General features: G+C 72.6%; 18 protein-coding genes. 10 read left to right on the top strand and 8 right to left on the bottom strand.

All coding sequences use genetic code 11. The features are described 5' to 3' along the window. Window positions 1–21 precede the first annotated feature (21 nt). Window positions 22–1,062, bottom strand: coding sequence for a lysylphosphatidylglycerol synthase transmembrane domain-containing protein (locus tag GQF42_RS09080; RefSeq protein WP_233273306.1), 1,041 nt, complete (start codon window positions 1,060–1,062; stop codon window positions 22–24). Window positions 1,063–1,344: 282 nt separating this feature from the next. On the opposite strand from GQF42_RS09080, the gene GQF42_RS09075 reads away from it, so the two are divergent. Beyond that, complete coding sequence (locus GQF42_RS09075; RefSeq protein ID WP_158919135.1) at window positions 1,345–1,992, top strand: DedA family protein; 648 nt, start codon at window positions 1,345–1,347, stop codon at window positions 1,990–1,992. A 31-nt stretch (window positions 1,993–2,023) separates the two neighbouring features. Here GQF42_RS09075 and GQF42_RS09070 read toward each other — a convergent pair whose 3' ends face one another. Continuing rightward, window positions 2,024–2,551 (bottom strand): gamma carbonic anhydrase family protein, encoded by a 528-nt coding sequence (locus tag GQF42_RS09070; protein WP_158919134.1) that lies wholly within the window; start codon window positions 2,549–2,551, stop codon window positions 2,024–2,026. A 117-nt stretch (window positions 2,552–2,668) separates the two neighbouring features. Between GQF42_RS09070 and GQF42_RS09065 the strand changes: the two genes are divergently transcribed. Further along, window positions 2,669–3,433, top strand: a complete 765-nt coding sequence (locus GQF42_RS09065) for an acyltransferase (RefSeq protein WP_158919133.1) — start codon at window positions 2,669–2,671, stop codon at window positions 3,431–3,433. Between the two features lies 1 nt (window position 3,434). Here GQF42_RS09065 and GQF42_RS09060 read toward each other — a convergent pair whose 3' ends face one another. Then, window positions 3,435–4,292, bottom strand: a complete 858-nt coding sequence (locus GQF42_RS09060; protein ID WP_158919132.1) for an EamA family transporter — start codon at window positions 4,290–4,292, stop codon at window positions 3,435–3,437. Window positions 4,293–4,399: 107 nt separating this feature from the next. On the opposite strand from GQF42_RS09060, the gene GQF42_RS09055 reads away from it, so the two are divergent. Beyond that, window positions 4,400–4,972, top strand: coding sequence for an XRE family transcriptional regulator (locus tag GQF42_RS09055; protein WP_158919131.1), 573 nt, complete (start codon window positions 4,400–4,402; stop codon window positions 4,970–4,972). Window positions 4,973–5,014: 42 nt separating this feature from the next. After that, entirely contained in the window at window positions 5,015–5,572 is a 558-nt protein-coding gene (locus tag GQF42_RS09050; RefSeq protein ID WP_158919130.1) for a YbaK/EbsC family protein, read from the top strand. An 8-nt stretch (window positions 5,573–5,580) separates the two neighbouring features. Here the strand turns inward: GQF42_RS09050 and GQF42_RS09045 are convergent, their stop codons facing one another. Then, window positions 5,581–6,756 carry a cation diffusion facilitator family transporter gene (locus GQF42_RS09045; RefSeq protein ID WP_158919129.1) on the bottom strand — a complete coding sequence of 392 codons (1,176 nt, stop codon included), beginning with the start codon at window positions 6,754–6,756 and terminating at the stop codon, window positions 5,581–5,583. 73 nt (window positions 6,757–6,829) lie between these two features. Here GQF42_RS09045 and GQF42_RS09040 point away from each other — a divergent pair, with 73 nt between their 5' ends. Then, window positions 6,830–7,171 (top strand): ArsR/SmtB family transcription factor, encoded by a 342-nt coding sequence (locus GQF42_RS09040; RefSeq protein WP_158919128.1) that lies wholly within the window; start codon window positions 6,830–6,832, stop codon window positions 7,169–7,171. Here the strand turns inward: GQF42_RS09040 and GQF42_RS09035 are convergent. From GQF42_RS09035 to GQF42_RS09025, 3 genes are all read right to left on the bottom strand, one after another. After that, window positions 7,165–8,415 (bottom strand): 4-hydroxybenzoate 3-monooxygenase, encoded by a 1,251-nt coding sequence (locus GQF42_RS09035; RefSeq protein ID WP_407699485.1) that lies wholly within the window; start codon window positions 8,413–8,415, stop codon window positions 7,165–7,167. The two genes, GQF42_RS09040 and GQF42_RS09035, sit on opposite strands and share 7 nt — an antisense overlap. Window positions 8,416–8,478: 63 nt before the next feature. After that, window positions 8,479–10,116, bottom strand: coding sequence for an APC family permease (locus GQF42_RS09030; RefSeq protein WP_158919127.1), 1,638 nt, complete (start codon window positions 10,114–10,116; stop codon window positions 8,479–8,481). A 214-nt stretch (window positions 10,117–10,330) separates the two neighbouring features. Then, window positions 10,331–10,747: a CoA-binding protein gene (locus GQF42_RS09025; protein ID WP_158919126.1), complete on the bottom strand. Its 417-nt coding sequence runs from the start codon at window positions 10,745–10,747 to the stop codon at window positions 10,331–10,333. 136 nt (window positions 10,748–10,883) lie between these two features. Here GQF42_RS09025 and GQF42_RS09020 point away from each other — a divergent pair, with 136 nt between their 5' ends. From GQF42_RS09020 to GQF42_RS09000, 5 genes are all read left to right on the top strand, one after another. Then, entirely contained in the window at window positions 10,884–11,684 is an 801-nt protein-coding gene (locus GQF42_RS09020; RefSeq protein WP_199272617.1) for a hypothetical protein, read from the top strand. Beyond that, window positions 11,681–12,226, top strand: coding sequence for a SixA phosphatase family protein (locus GQF42_RS09015; RefSeq protein WP_158919124.1), 546 nt, complete (start codon window positions 11,681–11,683; stop codon window positions 12,224–12,226). The genes GQF42_RS09020 and GQF42_RS09015 overlap by 4 nt, the downstream gene beginning before the upstream one ends. 169 nt (window positions 12,227–12,395) lie before the next feature. Continuing rightward, window positions 12,396–13,022, top strand: coding sequence for a YigZ family protein (locus GQF42_RS09010; protein WP_158919123.1), 627 nt, complete (start codon window positions 12,396–12,398; stop codon window positions 13,020–13,022). 108 nt (window positions 13,023–13,130) lie between these two features. Next, complete coding sequence (locus GQF42_RS09005; protein ID WP_158919122.1) at window positions 13,131–14,294, top strand: exonuclease SbcCD subunit D; 1,164 nt, start codon at window positions 13,131–13,133, stop codon at window positions 14,292–14,294. Continuing rightward, window positions 14,291–17,287: an AAA family ATPase gene (locus GQF42_RS09000; RefSeq protein ID WP_158919121.1), complete on the top strand. Its 2,997-nt coding sequence runs from the start codon at window positions 14,291–14,293 to the stop codon at window positions 17,285–17,287. Before GQF42_RS09005 ends, GQF42_RS09000 begins: the two co-directional genes overlap by 4 nt. A 338-nt stretch (window positions 17,288–17,625) precedes the next feature. Here GQF42_RS09000 and GQF42_RS08995 read toward each other — a convergent pair whose 3' ends face one another. Further along, window positions 17,626–17,925, bottom strand: coding sequence for a hypothetical protein (locus tag GQF42_RS08995; protein WP_233273305.1), 300 nt, complete (start codon window positions 17,923–17,925; stop codon window positions 17,626–17,628). Between the last annotated feature and the right edge of the window lie 37 nt (window positions 17,926–17,962).

Here is a 17,962-nt window from a genome sequence, read left to right as displayed (position 1 = left end):
GTACGCACGGTAACCCGCCGTTCACAGGATCTTGGCGCGGATCAGCGCCGACAGCGTCACTGCGCCCGGTACCAGCGGCACCCAGTCGGTCAGCACCCGGTAGCCGATGACGGTCGCGGTGGCCACGGCGGGCGTGGCGCCGAAGGTGACGAGGGTCCACACCAGCGCCGCGTCGACCGCGAACCCGCCGGGCGCCGGAACCGCCCCGACGGCGGTGCCGGCCGCGAGGTAGGCGAGTACCACGTGCTCCCACGGCAGCTGAAGGCCGAGCGAGGCCCCGACACAGACGAGGGTGGCCCCCTGGAGCAGGGGCATCGCGACGGCCCCGCCCCACAGGGCGGCCACCCGGCACGGCCGTGTGTGCACCTCCCGGGCGTCGGCGAGGGCGCTGCGCAGCATTCCGGTCACCGGCCGCCGCAACGGCCGTACGACCGTCAGCAGCACCCCCACGACCGTGAGGGCACCGCCCGCGATCGCGGCGAGCGGGACCAGCAGCCGTCCGTCCGGGACCAGCTCGCCCAGCCGTCGCCAGGCCGGCGACGCGGCCAGGAACACGATCAGCACCGCGGTCTTGGCCGAGGACTTCGCCAGCGAGTACAGCCCGACCGACGCGGTCGCCCGGTCCAGCGGCACCCCGCGCGCCCGTAGAAAGCGCACGGTGATCGCGTGGGCGCCGAGCCCGCCGGGGAGCACGTGGTTGGCGGCGCCCGCCGCGAACTGCGAGGCCAGCAACTGCCCCGCCGGGACCCGGTCCGGCAGCGCGCCCTGCCGGACGCAGGAGGCCGCCACCCAGTTCAAGCAGGTGAAACCGCCGCCGGCCAGGAGCCACCAGGGATCGGCCGCGACGAGCCGGCGGACCCCTTCGTACACCGTGGGCCGGTTGGTCACCGCCCAGCCGCCGGCGAACAGCAGCGGAGCCAGGCACAGAACCAGTCGTACGGGCCGGCCCGCCATGAACGATGCGGGACGGCGGGAATCCGTTCCCGGCGGCGTTCCCCGGGCGAGCGAGGAGGCCGGGGACAGGGGCAGAGGGGAGAGCGAGGACGGAGACGGTGCGGACACGGGGACGTCGTCCTTCCGCGGCGGGCCCCGCGGACGGGACCTGGGGGAGGCGGGTCGGGCGATACCGCGGGGAGCCTTCCCCTCCCGCATGACACGGAGGTGTCCGAAAACGCAAGGACCGGGGGCGGGACGGTGCCACCGGGGAGCCGGCGGGGAGGCGCTGCCCTTAACCGCCGCTCACCCGCGACCGGGTAGCCTTCATTTGGGACGCTCTTTGCATGCGGCGTCCGGCAGGCATGACCGTGGCAGCAGGCAGTGACAGTGACAGGGGAGGCACCTGCAGTGCACGTCCAGGAATGGCTCGACTCGGTGCCCGCGGTCGCCGTCTACGCCGTGGTGGCCCTGGTCATCGGCGTGGAGAGCCTGGGCATTCCGCTTCCGGGTGAGATCGTCCTGGTCTCGGCGGCGCTGATGTCCTCCCAGCACTCGGGCATCAACCCGATCGTCCTCGGCGCGTGCGCCACCGCCGGTGCCGTGATCGGCGACTCCATCGGCTACGCGATCGGCCGCAAGGGCGGCCGCCCGCTGCTGGCCTGGCTGGGCGGGAAGTTCCCGAGACACTTCAGCGAGGGCCATGTGGCCACCGCCGAGCGGTCCTTCGAGAAGTGGGGCATGTGGGCCGTCTTCGTCGGCCGTTTCATCGCCCTCCTGCGCATCTTCGCCGGCCCCCTCGCGGGTGTCCTGCACATGCCGTACTGGAAGTTCCTGATCGCCAACGTCCTCGGCGGCATCTGCTGGGCGGGCGGCACGACGGCCGTCATCTACTACGTCGGTGTGGTCGCCGAGGGCTGGCTGAAGAAGTTCTCCTACGTCGGCCTCGCGGCAGCGGTCCTGGTCGGGCTCGCCTCCATGCTCCTCGTCCGGCGCAAGGCGAAGAAGGCCCAGCTGCAGCACGACCGGGAAGCGGAACCTGTAGGCGCCGGCGAGTGAGGCGCCCCGAACGGAGCGCTCGCGAACGCGCCTACTGATGCACATCCTTGTGCGTCTTCGCCAACTCCGCGTAGAGGGTGCCGTTGAGGGTGACCCCCTGCTGCTCCTCCTCGGAGAGGAGCCGCCGGACCTTCGCCGGCACCCCCGCCACGAGCGACCCCGGCGGCACCACCATCCCCTGCGGCACCAACGCCTGCGCGGCGACGAGCGACCCGGCCCCGATGACGGCCCCGTTCAGCACGGTCGCGCCCATGCCGATCAGGCAGTCGTCCTCGACGGTCGCCCCGTGCACCACCGCGTTGTGCCCGATGGAGACCCGCTCGCCCACGCTGACCGGAAATCCGGGATCCGCATGCAGCGTCACGTTGTCCTGCACGTTGGCGCTCGCCCCCACGGTGATCTTCTCGACATCACCACGTACGACCGCCCCGTACCAGATACTGGCCCCGGCGTGCAGCGTGACGTCCCCGATCACGGATGCCGTAGGAGCCACGAACGCCTCGGGATCGACCTGGGGCTCCTTGCCGCCGATGCCCACGATCAGCGCCTGCTGTGCCATCACCGTTCTCCTCGCGTCGTAGTACCCGGCGTACCCGGCACCGTACGACACGGGCTGGGGCAAAGATCACAGCAGGTGGCCCTCTCGCCGAAAGCGCCCGCTTAGTAACGTAACCCCGTGCCCCAGCGGAAGAACACGTTCTCATTCCGGCGACGCCGCGCAGCTCAACGCGTCGTCCACAAGGCCTGGGCCTGGATCCAGCGCACGGGCTCCGTCACGGCCGAGCACCCGGCAGGATTCAGGTTCGGCTCGATCGGCGAAGCCACCCGGCTCGCCTTCCCGCTCGGCACCGTCTTCGGCGAGCCCTGGATCCACCTCGGCTCCCACTGCATCATCGCCGAGCAGGTCACCCTGACCGCCGGCCTGATGCCGGACCTGGACCTCGGCCCCGACCCGATCCTGCGCGTCGGTGACGGAGTGGTCCTCGGCCGGGGCAGTCATGTCATAGCGGACACGACGGTCACCATCGGCCGCGACTGCTATTTCGGGCCGTACGTCTACGTCACCTCCACCAACCACTCCTACGACGACCCGCACGAGCCGATCGGCAGGCAGTGGCCGCGGATGGAGCCGGTGGAGATCGGTCCGGGCTGCTGGATCGGCACCGGGGCGGTGATCCTGCCGGGCGCGCGGATCGGCCGGAACGTGGTCGTCGCGGCCGGTGCCGTGGTGCGTGGCGTGGTGCCCGATCACGCCGTGGTGGCCGGTGCGCCGGCCCGGGTCGTACGGCGCTGGACGCCCGACGACGGCTGGCAGCCCCCGCTCAGGACCCCGGCTCCGGTCCCGATACCGCAGGGCACGACGCCGGAGCAGCTGCGGGCACTGGCGGAGCTGGACGCGGACGGCGTGGCGCGGCTTGCGGAGCTGGAGGCCGAGGGGTGAGTCAGCCGGTTGCGAGCAGCAGTGTGCCGAGCAGGGCCAGGCCTGCACCGGCCGCCTGGATGGCGCGTAGCCGCTCGCTGAGGAATCCGCGGGCGGCCAGTGCGGTCACCACCGGGTACAGCGAGGCGAGGACGGCCGCCACGGTGACCGGGCCGTGCTGGGCGGCCAGCGCGTAGCAGCCGTTGGCCGCGACGTCGGCGATCCCGACGAAGGCGAGCGCGGGCAGCGAGGCCCAGGGGAAGCCGTCGTCCGCTGCGGCGTGGCTGCCGCGCCGGACGGAGACGGCGAGTGCGCTCCCGCCGACCGCGACGTTCGTCACCCGCTGCACGAACAGGGCGAGGAACAGCCCGGTGACCGTGGTCGAGGCCTCGGTGATCAGGGCGAAGACCGCGCCGAAGCCGAGCGCCGCGATGAGCGTCAGCAGGACGGTGCGCCGCTGTACGGGCGCGCCGCGCAGCTGGGGGCCGCCCGCGAGGACGACGCCGGTGACGGCGACCGCGATGCCCGCGACCTGCAGCAGTCCCGGGCGCTCGCCGAGGACCAGGCCCACGCCGACCGGGACGGCCACGCTGAGGGTGGCGAGCGGCGATACGACTCCCATCGGGCCGAGCGCCAGGGCCTTGTAGAAGGAGAGCAGGGCGACCGGGCCGGCCAGCCCCGCGGCGACCGCGAACCACAGCCGGGGCCCGGCCTCGCTCCAGCCGCCGGTCGCGACGACGATCGTGCCCAGCACGGCCGCCGCGATGGCCTGCGAGACCACCACGACCGTCAGCGCGGGGCTGCGCCGGGTCAGCAGCCCGCCGCCGAAGTCCGCCAGCCCCCACAGGAGACTGGTGGTGAGGGCGAAGATGGCGGTCACTGTGCCTCGCAGTACAGTTTGTTGAACAACGTGTGCGCTTCACCGTAGTTCACTGAGTTGAACTACGTCATCCAAAATAGTGAATGATCTCGAATAATGGACGGAACGTGTCGGACCTCGAACTGCTGACCCAGTCCTTGGCGCGCAACGTCAGGCACTGGCGCTCGGTGCGCGGCTTCACCCTGGACGTGCTCGCCGCCCGGGCCGGTGTCAGCCGTGGCATGCTCATCCAGATCGAGCAGGCACGCACCAACCCGAGCATCGGCACCGTGGTCAAGATCGGCGACGCGCTCGGCGTCAGCATCACGACCCTCCTCGACTACGAGCAGGGCCCGAAGGTGCGCATCGTCCCCGCCGAGCGGGCCGTACGGCTGTGGTCCACCGAGGCCGGGAGCTACAACCGGCTGCTGGCGGGCACGGAGGCCCCCGGTCCGCTGGAGATGTGGGACTGGCGGCTGATGCCCGGCGAGCAGAGCCCGTCGGAGCCGCACCCGGCCGGCACTGTCGAGCTGGTCCATGTGACCGCGGGTGAACTGACCCTCACCGTCGACGGCGAGGACCATATGATCCCGGTCGGCGCGAGCGCCTCCTTCGAGGCGAACCTCCCGCATGTGTACGGCAATCGCGGTGACGTCCCGATGGAGATGACGATGGCCGTGTCCGTTCCGCCCGTGCAGTGAGACACCCCGGCGCGGGCGGTCGCGCCTTGTTAGCGTGCGGCCATGCGCGCACCCATCGGAGACTTCGACACCGCCACCCCGGTCCCGGACTGCCTGGACGAACTGACCGCCCCCGTCGCCGACGCCGTACGCGGGTGGCAGGGCACGGTCCCGGCCGACCGGATCCTCTACGTCGACACCGACCCGCGCTGGGCCGACACCGCCGTCTTCGTGGAGCACTACGGCCGCGACCTGCTGGAGCAGTCGGCGAACTGCGTGGTGGTCGCGGGCAGGCGCGGCGGCGGGACCACCCTCGCCGCGTGCCTGGTGCTGTCCACCACCCGGGCCGACGTCAACGGCGTCGTGCGCCGCCATCTCGGCGCCCGCAAGGCCTCGTTCGCCTCGATGGACACGGCGACCGGCGAGACCGGCATGGAGTACGGCGGCATCACCCCGGTCGGCCTGCCCGCCGGCTGGCCGGTGCTCGTGGACTCGGCCGTCGCCGACCTGCCCTACGTCCTCGTCGGCAGCGGACGCCGGCGCGGCAAGCTGCTGGTGCCCGGCAAGGCACTGGCCGAACTGCCCGGCGCCGTGGTGCTGGAGGGGCTCGGGGTCGCCTGAGCCCGAGGTCAGGCCGTGAGGTGGTGGGCCAGCGCCAGATGCGGGTCGCTCTCGCCCGGCGCCGGTGCCGGGTCGGCGTGCACCAGGGCGGCCGTCAGCCGCGGTACGGCGTGCAGCAGCGCGTGTTCGGCCTCGACGGCGATCGCATGCGCCTGCCGTACCGTCGCCTCGCCGTCCACCACCACCGCGAGTTCGGCCCGCAGCCGGTGCCCGATCCAGCGCAGCCGCAGCTCGCCCACCGCGCGCACGCCCGCTACCGCCGACACCGCCCGCTCGGCCCGGTCCACCAGTGCCGGGTCGACGGCGTCGAGCACCCGACGGAACACCTCGCGCGCCGCGTCCCGCAGCACCAGCGCGATCGCCGCGGTGATCGCCAACCCCACGACCGGATCGGCCAGTCGGAAGCCGAGCGCGGAGCCGCCGGCGCCCACCAGGACGGCCAGCGAGGCGAAGCCGTCGGTGCGGGCGTGCAGGCCGTCGGCGACGAGCGCCGCCGAACCGATCTCGCGGCCCACCCGGATCCGGTACCGGGCCACCCACTCGTTGCCGGCGAATCCGACGAGCGCGGCCACCGCGACGGCGGGGAGGTGGGTGACCGGGCGCGGATCGAGCAGCCGGCCGACGGCCGTCCATGCGGCGAAGGCTGCCGAGGCGGCGATGGTCAGCACGATCACCAGCCCCGCGAGGTCCTCGGCCCGGCCGTAGCCGTACGTGAACCGGCGGGTCGCCGCCCGCCGTCCCAGCACGAACGCGATGCCGAGGGGTACGGCGGTCAGGGCGTCGGCCGCGTTGTGCACGCTGTCGCCGAGCAGCGCCACCGAGCCGGAGACGGCCACCACGGCCGCCTGTGTCAGCGCCGTCGCCCCGAGCACGGTCAGCGACACCCACAGCGCCCGCATCCCGCGCGCCGAGGCCTCGAGAGCGGAGTCCAGCTTGTCCGCGGTCTCGTGGGAGTGCGGAGTGAGCAGGTGGCCGAGGCGGTGCCGCAGGCCGGCCGCGCGCGTGCGGGGCCGGGCGTGGTGGTCGTGTGCATGCCCGTGCCCGGACCCGTGCGCCTGCTCGTGCCCGGACGGGTGCTCCTGCTCGTGAACGTGCCCGGACCGGTGCGCGTGGTCGTAGCCATGCACATGCCCATGCCCGCGATCGTGGCTGTGCCCGTGCTGATGAGGGCGCCGGTCGCTCACGTCGGTCCCCTTTCGGTGTGTGGGAGTGGACGCCGGGCGCCCACGGCCCCATTATGTGCGTATGAGCGCACGCATGCACCTATCACCTGCGCACCATGCGCATCCGCGCAGCCCGGGCGAGGAGCAGTTCACGCTCGCCGCCGAGCTGTTGTCCCTGCTCGGTGACCGCACCCGCCTCGCCCTGTTGCACGCGCTGACGGCGGGAGAGGCCGACGTCACCACGCTCACCGAGTCGTGCGGCGCCGCCCGCCCGGCCGTCAGCCAGCATCTGGCCCGGCTGCGGCTTGCGGGTCTGGTGAGGACCCGCAAGGAGGGCCGCCGGGTGGTCTACTCGCTCGCGCACGGGCACCTGCGCCGACTGGTGGACGAGGCGCTCAAGACCGCCGACCACCACCTTGCCGAGCGGGCTCAGTAGGACGCGGCCGTGCCCAGGTACTGCTCGGCGAAGGCCGCCGCGGCGGCGGGTGAGGAGAACAGCCGGCGCAGCCGGGCCAGCGTGGTGCCGGCGCGGAACGGATCACCCGACGCGACGCCGTGGTAGATGTCCGACAGCCACTGCGAGAACTCCTGGTAGTCCCACACCCGGCGCAGACTCGCGGCCGAGTAGCCGTCCAGGCCGCCCGCGTCGCCCCCGGTGACGTACGCGGCGAGCGCGTCGCCGAGCAGGAAGGCGTCGTGCAGGGCGAGGTTCATGCCCTTCGCGGCGATCGGTGCGACCAGGTGACCGGCGTCACCGGCCAGGAACAGCCGCCCGTGGGCCAGGGGTTCGACGACGTAGTGGTGCATGTCCAGCACCCGCTTCTCGATCAGCCGTCCCTCGGTGAGCGCGGGTGCGCCGGCGGCGGCGAGCCGTGCGCGCAGCTCGGCCCAGACCCGCTCGTGCGGCCAGTTCTCGGGGTCGTCGCCCGGCGGGCACTGGAGGTAGAACCGGGTCACCTCGGGACTGCGGGGCATCTGCCCGGCGAACCCGCGCGGATGGACGCCGAACAGGACGCAGTCCGTCGACGGCGGGACCTCGGCGAGCAGCGCCAGCCAGGCGATGCCGTCGTCCTGCCGTGCGGTCCGCCGCTGCTCCTCGGGTATCGCGTCCCGGGTCACCCCGCGCGCCCCGTCGCAGCCCGCGACGAAGTCGCAGTGCAGCAGGCGCCGTTCGCCTGTCCGCGGGCAGCGGTACGACACCGTGGGCCGGTCCGTGTCCAGGTCGTGCAGCCTGACGTCGCGCACGCCGAAACGGATGTCGCCGCCGCGTACGTCGGCGTACTCCCGTACCAGGTCCGTCACCAGCAACGGCTGTGGATAGACGTAGTGATGACGGTCCGTCAGCTCGGCGTAGGGGAAGCGGTACCGCTCGCCGGCGAAGCGGAACTCGCAGGTGCTGTGCAGCTCGGCCCGCTCCGGGAGCCGCCCGGCCAGGCCGCGGCGGGCGAGTTCGCGCACCGCCCATTCCTCGATGACGCCGGCCCGGGCCCGTGTCTCGATGAACTGCCTGCTCTCGGTCTCCAGGACGACACAGTCGACCGAGGCGGCCCGCAGGATGTTGCCGACGGTGAGCCCGGCGGGCCCGGCGCCCACGACGACGACCGTACGACGTTCCTCCGTACGGGCTTGTCCGGACGCGGAGTCGGGGCGGGGGGAGGGGGAGGGGGAAGGGGAGATCACCCCGGCATTATGACGGTGTCCCGTCAGCCACGGCTCTGCTGACGGGACACCGGGAGGGGTGGCTCAGTGCGCGGGCGCGTCCGTGACCACGACCTCCTCGATGCTGCGCTCGATCGCCTCGGGCGTGGACGCCGTGGCCTTGGCCCAGTAGTAGATGCCGAGCGAGAACACCGCGACGACCAGCATGTCCCACCACAGCGGCAGGTCACCGGTACCGCCGAAGGTGCTCAGGTAGGAGATCACGCCGATGCCCACCAGGTAGGGCGGCAGCCACTGCGCGGCCTTGAAGTCCAGCCGGGGAGCGTCGGGCAGGCCCTTGCGGAGCGCGTAGGCGGCGTACGAGCCGAGCAGCACGTAGCCGATCAGGATCGCGAAGCCCAGCCGCCACAGGGTGTCCCAGCCGGACCAGAAGATGATCAGGTTGGCGACCACGAACGACAGCGGCGAGATGACGTTGCCGAAGGGCAGCTTGTACGGACGGTCGTGGTTCGGCAGCCGGTCCTTGAAGACGCCGTAGGCCAGCGGAGCGCCCGCGTACATCAGCACGCTCGCGGAGGTGATGAAGCCGACCAGCGTCTGCCAGCTCGGGAACGGCAGGAAGCAGATCACACCGGTCACGAACGACATCGCCAGGCCGAACCACGGCACACCGCGCGAGTCGGTCTTGGCGAAGATCTTCGGCGCGTAGCCGTTCTTGGCCAGGCCGTAGGAGATACGGGACGTGGCGGTGGTGTAGATCAGGCCGGTGCCGCCGGGGGAGATGATCGCGTCGGCGTACAGGACCCAGGCCAGCCAGCCCAGGCCGACCAGCGAGGCGAGACCCGCCCAGGGGCCGCTGATGCCGGCGTAGGCCAGGTTCGCCCAGCCCTTGGCGAAGGAGGCGTGCGGCAGGGCGCCGATGAACACGATCTGGAGGAGCAGGTAGATCACGGAGCCGATGGCCACCGAGCCGAGCGTCGCGCGCGGGAGGTCACGCTTGGGGTTGCGGCTCTCGCCGGCCAGCTGGATCGCCTGCTCGAAGCCGAGCAGCGCGAAGATGATGCCGCTGGAGCTGATCGCGGTGAGGACGCCCTTGGCGCCGAACGGGGCGAAGCCCTCGGAGGTGAAGTTGGACGTGTGGAAGTTGCCGACGGCGATGATGAAGATCGCCGCGAGCGGGACCGCGATCTTCCACCAGGTGGCGGCGCTGTTGGTGTGGGCCAGGATGCGGACGCCGAGGAAGTTGACCGCGACGAACACCGCCATGAGGAGCACCGCGACGACGATGCCGCTGGTCGTGAGCGTGCCGTTGGCGTTCTGCAGGCCGTCGGCGAAGTGCCAGTGCTTGGCATAGCCGATCATGGCCTCGACCTCGATCGGCGCCACCGTCGCGGCCTGGAGCCAGGAGAACCAGCCGAAGGACATGCCGGCCAGACCGCCGAAGGCGTAGTGCGGGTAGCGGGCGGTGCCGCCGGCGACCGGGAACATGCCGCCGAGTTCGGCGTGCACAAGCGCGAGCAGCACGATCGCCACCGCACCGATCACCCACGAGATGATCGCCGCGGGGCCCGCCGCCACGACCGCCTTCTCGGCGCCGAACAGCCAGCCGGACCCGATGATGGATCCCACCGATGCCCACATCAGACCGATGAGTCCGACGTCGCGGCGCAGACCACCGGTGTCGCTTGTGGCTACCGGTGCAGCCTGGTCGACATTCGCCATGTGTTGTGGCCTCTCAGATCTATACGCAGCGTTAACGGGGAAGGAGGCCACAGGCTAGGGAGGCGTTCCCGGCGAGCAAAAGACTGTTAACCAAGTTTTGACCCGGGATCTTGGCTGTCTTGGGCACACGGTCGGTGACAGCCTTGTCACAGGTCAGACGCCCAGTACGAATGTCAATATTCAGCGATGCATTGTGAGAAGAAGGAAAGATTCGCTACTGCAGCAGGGGAATTTCGATCGCCGGGCAACGGTCCATCACCATCTCCAGTCCTGCCGCCCGGGTCCGCTCGTGGGCGGCCTCGTCCACGACTCCGAGCTGGAACCACACCGCCCGTGCGCCCTTCGCCACGGCCTCGTCGGCCACCGGGCCGGCCAGGTCGCTGTTGACGAAGACGTCGACCACGTCCACGGCGAAGGGGATCTCGGCAAGTGAGGCGTACCCCTTCTCGCCGTGCACCGTCTCCGCCTTGGGATGGACGGGCACGATCCGCTTGCCGAACCGCTGCAGGGTCTGTGCCACGCCGTAGGCGGCCCGGCTCCGGTTGGACGACAGGCCCACCACGGCCCACGTGTCACCCAGCTCGGTCAGGATCCTGCGGATCGTCGCTTCGTCTCCGTACGGGGCCGCCATGGCCGCCTCCTCGCGTTGCGGGAACTGTTCGCCACAGCAACATCACAAAGCGGTGTCCGGATTCCCGCCCTGGTACCCACCGCCATGCGTGGATTCCCGCCCCGGCACCCGCCGCCATGTCCGGATTCGGCGGAAGATGCCTGCGTACGGCCGTCCGCCCGCCTACGCTCGCCCCGTGCTGCACATCCTCGACGCCCGAACCGGTGAGCCCGTCCCCGCTGCCCCCGCCCTGCGCGGCCTGACCCGGATCGAGGCCGTTGCCTCCGGCCTCGATCCGACGGCCCTGCGGGTGCTGCTCACCGCCGACCTCCTGGTCCGCGCGCTCGAGCTGGGCGGCACTCCGGTCTGGACGACCCTGACCGCACCCGGGCAGCACGCCGAACTCCGCTCGGCAGCCGCCGCCCTGGCCGTCCGCCCCTTCGAGGACGGCCACGACCTGGCCGCGGGCCTGGGCGAGGCCCAGGCGATCCATGTGACGACGCAGCCGCCGGACACCTTCGGGGACGGGCCGGTGGTGCGGGTGGCGCCGGTGCGGTGGGAACAGTGGGAAGAAACCCCCGGAATCAGCCCCCACCCCGCACCGGCGGCCCTCCTGCGCGACCCCGAGGCCTTCCGGCTCGCCCTGCTCCGCGTGCCGCGCAGTGAAACCGTCCGGCTGGACTCCGCAGCGCTGGGCGAGGCGGCCGGGTGGCTCGCGCGGTGGCGGCGGGCCGTGGCCGGCTGGGCGCGGCAGCCGTCGCGGCCGGTGCCCGAGTCGGTGCGGGCGCGGCTGCGCTCCGCGTGGGAGGACGATCTCGACCTGCCCGGTGTCCTGCAGGTGCTGCGAGACGTGGAGAGCGCCCCGGATCTGCCCGACGGCGCCCGCTTCGAGACCTATGCCTACGCCGACCGCCTGCTGGCCCTCGACCTCGCCCGCGACCTCGGGAGCCTTGCGTGAGCGCGCGGGCGGGTGCGGCGGGCCCGCTGCGCCGGCTGGTGGTGCTGAGGCACGCCAAGTCCGACTGGCCCGAGGGCGTCGAGGACCACCGCAGGCCGCTCGGGCGGCGCGGCCTGCGCGACGCCCCGGCCGCCGGACGTACTCTCGCCGAGGCCGACTGCCTGCCCGACCTCGCCCTGTGCTCCACCGCCGTACGTGCCCGCCGCACCTGGGAGCTGGCCTCCGCCGAGTGGGGCACCCCGCCGCCCGTGCGTTACGACCGGCGGCTGTACGCGGCCGACGCGGCGGACCTGCTGGAGGTGGTCCGCGAGGTGCCCTCCGAGGTGGAGACCCTGCTGCTGGTCGGACACAACCCCGGACTGGAGGAACTCGTCCTCGAGCTGGCCGGGGACGGTCTCGACGACACACTGGAGCGGGTGCGGACCAAGTTCCCGACGGCCGCGGTCGCCGTCCTCACCTGGCACGGCACCGGCTGGTCGGCCCTCGTCCCGGGGGCGGCCCTGCTGACCTGGGTGACCGTGCCGCGCGGGAGCAAGGAGTGACGCGGGAGCCGAGGGAGAAAACGTGACACGGCAGCCGCGGGAACAAACAGGAGCGCTCCCGCGGGGGGCGGGCCGCAGCACGCGCGCGTGGCCACGCCGTGGCACCACGCGCGCGTGCGTGTGCCTGCTGCCGTGACCCGCACCTGCGCTCACCGCATAGGCTGACGGGATGCAGGACGAGTACCGCACAGTGGCCCGCGCGGGCGTGCACGAGACCGAGATCAACCGCTCCCGCTTCCTGTGCGCGCTCGCCTCGGCCGCCACCGAGCAGGAGGCGCAGGACTTCATCGCCTCCGTTCGCAAGGAGCACGCGGACGCCACCCACAACTGCTGGGCGTACGTCATCGGTGCCGACGCCTCCGTGCAGAAGGCCAGCGACGACGGCGAACCCGGCGGCACGGCCGGCGTCCCCATGCTCCAGATGCTCCTGCGCCGTGAGATGCGCTACGTCGTCGCGGTCGTCACCCGCTACTACGGCGGGGTCAAGCTCGGCGCCGGCGGGCTCATCCGCGCCTACGGGGGCGCCGTCGGCGAGGCCCTCGACGCGCTCGGCACCCTCACCCGGCGCCGCTTCCGGCTGGCCACCGTGACCGTCGACCACCAGCGCGCGGGCAAGGTCCAGAACGACCTGCACGCCACCGGCCGCGAGGTCCGTGACGTGCGCTACGGCGAGGCCGTCAGCATCGAGATCGGCCTGCCCGACGCCGACGTGGACGCCTTCCGCGGCTGGCTGGCGGATGCGACGGCGGGCACGGCGGAGTTCGAACTGGGAGGGGAAGCCTACGGAGATGCGTGACGCGAGGCACTGAATCGGTCATACCGCATCAAACGTGGGCGGGTTGTGGCGGGCGGATACGGGAGTATCCGCCCGTGATGTCAGACCCGGCCGTTAATCTCGGGGATCATGAGACTTCTGCACACGTCCGACTGGCATCTCGGCCGGGCCTTCCACCGGGTGAACATGCTCGGGGCCCAGGCCGAGTTCATCGGTCACCTCGTCACCACCGTGCGCGAGCACGCCGTGGACGCGGTGGTCGTGTCCGGTGACGTGTACGACCGCGCGGTGCCCCCGCTCGCCGCGGTCGAGCTGTTCGACGACGCGCTGCACCGTCTCGCCGACCTCGGCGTGCCCACGCTGATGATCTCCGGAAACCACGACTCGGCCCGCCGTCTCGGCGTCGGTGCCGGGCTCATCGAGCGCGCGGGCATCCATCTGCGCACCGACCCGGCCGCCGCCGGCACCCCGGTCGTACTGGCCGACGACCATGGCGATGTGGCCTTCTACGGTCTGCCGTATCTCGAACCAGCCCTGGTGAAGGACGAGTTCGCGGTGGACCGGGCCGGGCACGAGGCCGTGCTCGGCGCCGCGATGGACCGCGTCCGCGCCGACCTCGCCACACGCGCGCGGAGCACCCGGTCCGTCGTTCTCGCCCACGCCTTCGTCACCGGTGGCGAGTCCAGCGACAGCGAACGGGACATCACGGTCGGCGGCGTGGCGGCCGTACCGTCGGCCGTTTTCGGTGGCGTCGACTATGTGGCCCTCGGCCATCTGCACGGCTGCCAGACCATCACCGAGCGCGTGCGCTACTCCGGCTCCCCGCTCGCCTACTCCTTCTCCGAGGCGGGCCACCGCAAGAGCATGTGGCTGATCGACCTCGGCGCCGACGGCTCCGTCACCGCCGAGCGACTCGAGTGCCCGGTGCCGCGCCCCCTGGCCCGTATCAAGGGCACCCTGGACGACCTCCTCGCCGATCCTGCGCTCGCCCGCCACGAGGACGCCTGGGTCGAGGCCACGCTCACCGACCCGGTCCGCCCGGCCGACCCCATGGCCCGCCTCACCGAGCGCTACCCGCACACCCTCAGCCTCGTCTTCGCCCCCGAGCGATCCCCGGACGACGCCGGGGCGTCGTACGCCCGGCGCCTCGCGGGCCGCAGTGACCAGCAGGTCGCCCAGGACTTCGTCGCCCATGTGCGCGGCGCGGGGCCGGACGACGGGGAGCTGGACGTGCTGCGCGAGGCGTTCGACGCGGTACGCGCCGACGACGCCGTACGGGAGGTGGCCCGATGAGGCTGCACCGCCTCGACGTCACCGCCTTCGGGCCCTTCGGCGGCTCCCAGAGTGTCGACTTCGACGCCCTGTCCGCCGCCGGACTCTTCCTGCTGCACGGTCCCACCGGCGCAGGCAAGACCTCTGTCCTGGACGCCGTCTGCTATGCCCTGTACGGCTCCGTCCCCGGCGCCCGGCAGAGCGGAAGCGGCCAGGGCATGAACCTGCGCAGCGACCACGCGGAGCCCGGCACCCGCGCCGAGATCCGCCTCGACCTCACCGTCGCGGGACGTCGGCTGGAGGTCACCCGGCAGCCGGCCTGGGAGCGGCCCAAGCTGCGCGGCAAGGGCACCACGGTCGACAAGGCCCAGACCTGGCTGCGCGAGTACGACGGCGCGGCCGGCGCGTGGAAGGACCTCAGCCGCTCCCACCAGGAGATCGGCACCGAGTTCGAGCAGCTCCTCGGCATGAGCCGGGAGCAGTTCTGTCAGGTCGTGCTGCTGCCCCAGGGCGACTTCGCGCGTTTCCTGCGCGCCGACGCCGAAGCCCGCGGCCGGCTCCTCGGCCGGCTCTTCGACACCCAGCGCTTCGCCGAGGTGGAAAAGCGCCTCGCCGAGCGTCGCCGTGCCACCGAGGCGCGCGTGCGCGAGGGCGACGCGGCACTGCTCGCCGACGCCCACCGCATGCAGCAGGAGGCCGGCGACGCCATGGAGCTGCCCGAGCTGGCTCCCGGCGAACCGGGACTGGCCGAGGCGGTCCTCGGCGCCGCCGCCGTGGCCCGCGCGACCGCCCGCGAACGGCTCACCGTCGCCCACTGCCGCCTGCGCACCGCCGAGTCCGCACACGCCGAGACCCGCCGCGCCCTGGAGGACGTACGCGAACTCGCCCGGCTGCAGGCCAGGTTCGCGGAGGGCCGGCAGCGCGCCGAACGACTCCAGCAGCACTCCGCCGCCCACCGTGAGGCCCAGCAGCGCATGGAGCGGGCCCGCAAGGCCGAGGCGGTCGCGCCCGCACTGGAGCTGCGCGAGGCGGCCGAGGAGGAGCACCGCAGGGCCGCCGCGGCCGAGGCACGCGCGCGCGGGAGGCTCCACGACTCCTACGCCGGGGCCGGCGCGAGCGGACTTGCCGCGGCCGCCCGCCGGGCCGCCGGGGAACTGGGCGGGCTGGACGCGGCCCGCCGAGCCGAACAGCGGCTCGACCGGCTGGCCGAGGAACGCTCCGGACTCGACCGGCAGGAGCGCGCCGACGAGGACGTGCTGCGCGAGGCCGATGCCTGGCTCGACGGCTGGGACACCACCCGCGGTGCGCTCCAGGCGCGCGTCGACTCCGCCCAGGAGGCCGCCACCCGGGCCGAACAGCTCGCCGTCCAGCGGGAACCGATGAGCAAGCGGCTCACCGCGGCCCGCACCCGGGACGCGCTGGCCGCGGACCTGGAGGACGCCCGGCGCAGGGCGCTCGCCTCCGAGCAGCGCGCCCTCGGCGCCCGCGCCCACTGGCTCGACCTCAAGGAACAGCGCCTGAACGGCATCGCCGCCGAGCTGGCCACCCGCCTCACCGACGGTGAGCCCTGCGCCGTGTGCGGAGCCACCGAACATCCCGCTCCGGCCCGCAAGATCGCCGGACACGTCGACCGCGAGGCGGAGGAGCGGGCCCACCAGGCCTCCCAGCAGGCCGACCGGCAGCACACCGAGGACGCGCGGCAACTCGGCGCCGTCCGCGAGGCTCTGGCCGCCGCCACCGCCGAGGCCGGCGACACTCCCACCGCACAACTCGAAGCCCTGGAAAACGAGTTGGACGAGGAGTACACCCGGGCCCGCCGTGCGGCCTCCGCCCTGCACGGCGCCCACGAGGAGCTGCGGCGTGCCGAGCGCGAGCGCGAGCAGCGCCTCGCCGACCGCCAGCAGGCCGCCGTACGGGCCGCCTCCCGGCTCACCCGGCGCGAGACCCTGGAGCGGGAACAGACGGCGCTGGAAGCCGAGTTGACGCAGGCGCGCGGTGCCGCCGGCAGCGTGGCCGAGCGTGCCGCGCAGCTGGAGCGGCAGGTCGCGCTGCTCACCGAGGCCGCCGACGCCACGCGCACCGCCGAGGACACGGCCCAGCGCCTGAAGGACGCCGACGCCCGCCTCGCCGACGCCGCATACCGCGCCGGTTTCGACACCCCGCAGGCCGCGGCCGCCGCCCTCCTGGACGCCGCCGCCCACCGCGAGCTGCAACACCGCCTGGACGCATGGCAGTCGGAGGAAGCGGCCGTCCGGGCGGTGCTGGCCGAGGCCGACACCGTGGCCGCCGCCCAGCGGCCGCCCGCCGACCCGGCCGCGGCGGAGCGCACCGCGGCCGAGGCGGAGCGCGGCCTGCGCGCGGCGGCCTCCGCCCGCGACGCGGCCGACCGCTGTCGAACCGAGCTGGACCGGCTCTCCGCGCGGGCCGCAGCGGCGGTACGCCGACTCGCCCCGCTGCGCGAGGAGTACGAGCGGGTCGCCCGCCTCGCCGCCCTCACCGCGGGCACCTCCGCCGACAACGAACGCAAGATGCGTCTGGAGTCGTACGTGCTGGCGGCCCGCCTGGAGCAGGTCGCCGCCGCCGCGACCGCGCGGCTGCAGCGCATGTCCTCCGGGCGCTACACCCTGGTCCACTCCGACGACCGCACCGGACGCGGTCGCAGCGGGCTCGGGCTGCATGTGGTCGACGCCTGGACCGGGCGCGAGCGCGACACCGCCACCCTGTCCGGCGGCGAGACCTTCTTCGCCTCCCTCGCGCTCGCCCTCGGCCTCGCGGACGTCGTCACCGACGAGGCGGGCGGGGTCCGCCTCGACACCCTCTTCATCGACGAGGGCTTCGGCAGCCTCGACGACCAGACCCTCGACGAGGTCCTCGACGTCCTGGACTCCCTGCGCGAACGCGACCGCAGCGTCGGCATCGTCAGCCACGTCCCTGACCTGCGACGGCGGATCCACGCGCAGCTGGAGGTCGTCAAGGGAAGGACGGGGTCGGTGCTGCGGCAGCGGGGGGTCTGACGGCGATCAGACACTGCGAGGGCCGGTAGTACATCGTGGGCACTCAAGGAGGATTTGTCCGCCTCTTTCCGCCTCTTTCCTTGCTGGAGCCCCCGGAGGCGGAACTGGCGGAGGCGAGGCGGAGCTGGCCAAGCTGACGGCGGCGGCCGAGCAGGAGCGGGGGGAGTCAGCGGCGGCTTGCCATCCTTCGAAGTGCGGCTGGGCGCCCTGGCGGGGCCCAGCCGCTTTTTGCGTACTGGGCAAGGGGGATGTCCGTCGACAGAGAAGTCAGTCCCACCGAAGAGAGCTGGTCTGCGCGTGCCGACTTCGCCGGTAGAGCGGTCGCGTAGCGCCTGCCTTCAGCCCAGGTGCCACAGCGCATACACCGCGACGAGCAGGAGAAGTCCCGCACCTGCCATGACAGCGCCCAGGAACCGCAGATACCCGACAGACGCGAAAAGGTTCGGAGAGCCGCCGAGACGTCCCATCGCCCACGTTTCCTGGTTCCTGCGGTGAATCCGTTCGGCTCTGCGAGTGGTGATCCGCCGCACATCGAACGCCCAACTCAATCCGCACCACAGGGCAACCATGCCTCCCACAGCGAAGACGATGTCGATCACCGGGGACGGCCCGTGTGCCACAGCGGCGAGGTGCTGCATTGTCTGGCGTTCCTTTCGCGGTTCCGCTCACATACCC

The sequence above is a fragment of the Streptomyces broussonetiae genome (assembly GCF_009796285.1).
Classification (GTDB): Bacteria; Actinomycetota; Actinomycetes; order Streptomycetales; family Streptomycetaceae; genus Streptomyces; species Streptomyces broussonetiae.
The sequence above is the reverse complement of the archived record's forward strand: the minus strand, read 5'-3'. Positions and strand labels throughout refer to the sequence as shown.

Excerpts from the sequence above, each read along its gene's own strand:
- GQF42_RS09070 (WP_158919134.1), bottom strand. The coding sequence starts at position 2,551 with ATGGCACAGCAGGCGCTGATCGTGGGCATCGGCGGCAAGGAGCCCCAG.
- GQF42_RS09050 (WP_158919130.1), top strand. The coding sequence starts at position 5,015 with ATGCGCGCACCCATCGGAGACTTCGACACCGCCACCCCGGTCCCGGAC.
- GQF42_RS09040 (WP_158919128.1), top strand. The coding sequence starts at position 6,830 with ATGCACCTATCACCTGCGCACCATGCGCATCCGCGCAGCCCGGGCGAG.
- GQF42_RS09030 (WP_158919127.1), bottom strand. The coding sequence starts at position 10,116 with ATGGCGAATGTCGACCAGGCTGCACCGGTAGCCACAAGCGACACCGGT.
- GQF42_RS09025 (WP_158919126.1), bottom strand. The coding sequence starts at position 10,747 with ATGGCGGCCCCGTACGGAGACGAAGCGACGATCCGCAGGATCCTGACC.
- GQF42_RS09020 (WP_199272617.1), top strand. The coding sequence starts at position 10,884 with ATGCCTGCGTACGGCCGTCCGCCCGCCTACGCTCGCCCCGTGCTGCAC.
- GQF42_RS09010 (WP_158919123.1), top strand. The coding sequence starts at position 12,396 with ATGCAGGACGAGTACCGCACAGTGGCCCGCGCGGGCGTGCACGAGACC.
- GQF42_RS09005 (WP_158919122.1), top strand. The coding sequence starts at position 13,131 with ATGAGACTTCTGCACACGTCCGACTGGCATCTCGGCCGGGCCTTCCAC.
- GQF42_RS09000 (WP_158919121.1), top strand. The coding sequence starts at position 14,291 with ATGAGGCTGCACCGCCTCGACGTCACCGCCTTCGGGCCCTTCGGCGGC.
- GQF42_RS08995 (WP_233273305.1), bottom strand. The coding sequence starts at position 17,925 with ATGCAGCACCTCGCCGCTGTGGCACACGGGCCGTCCCCGGTGATCGAC.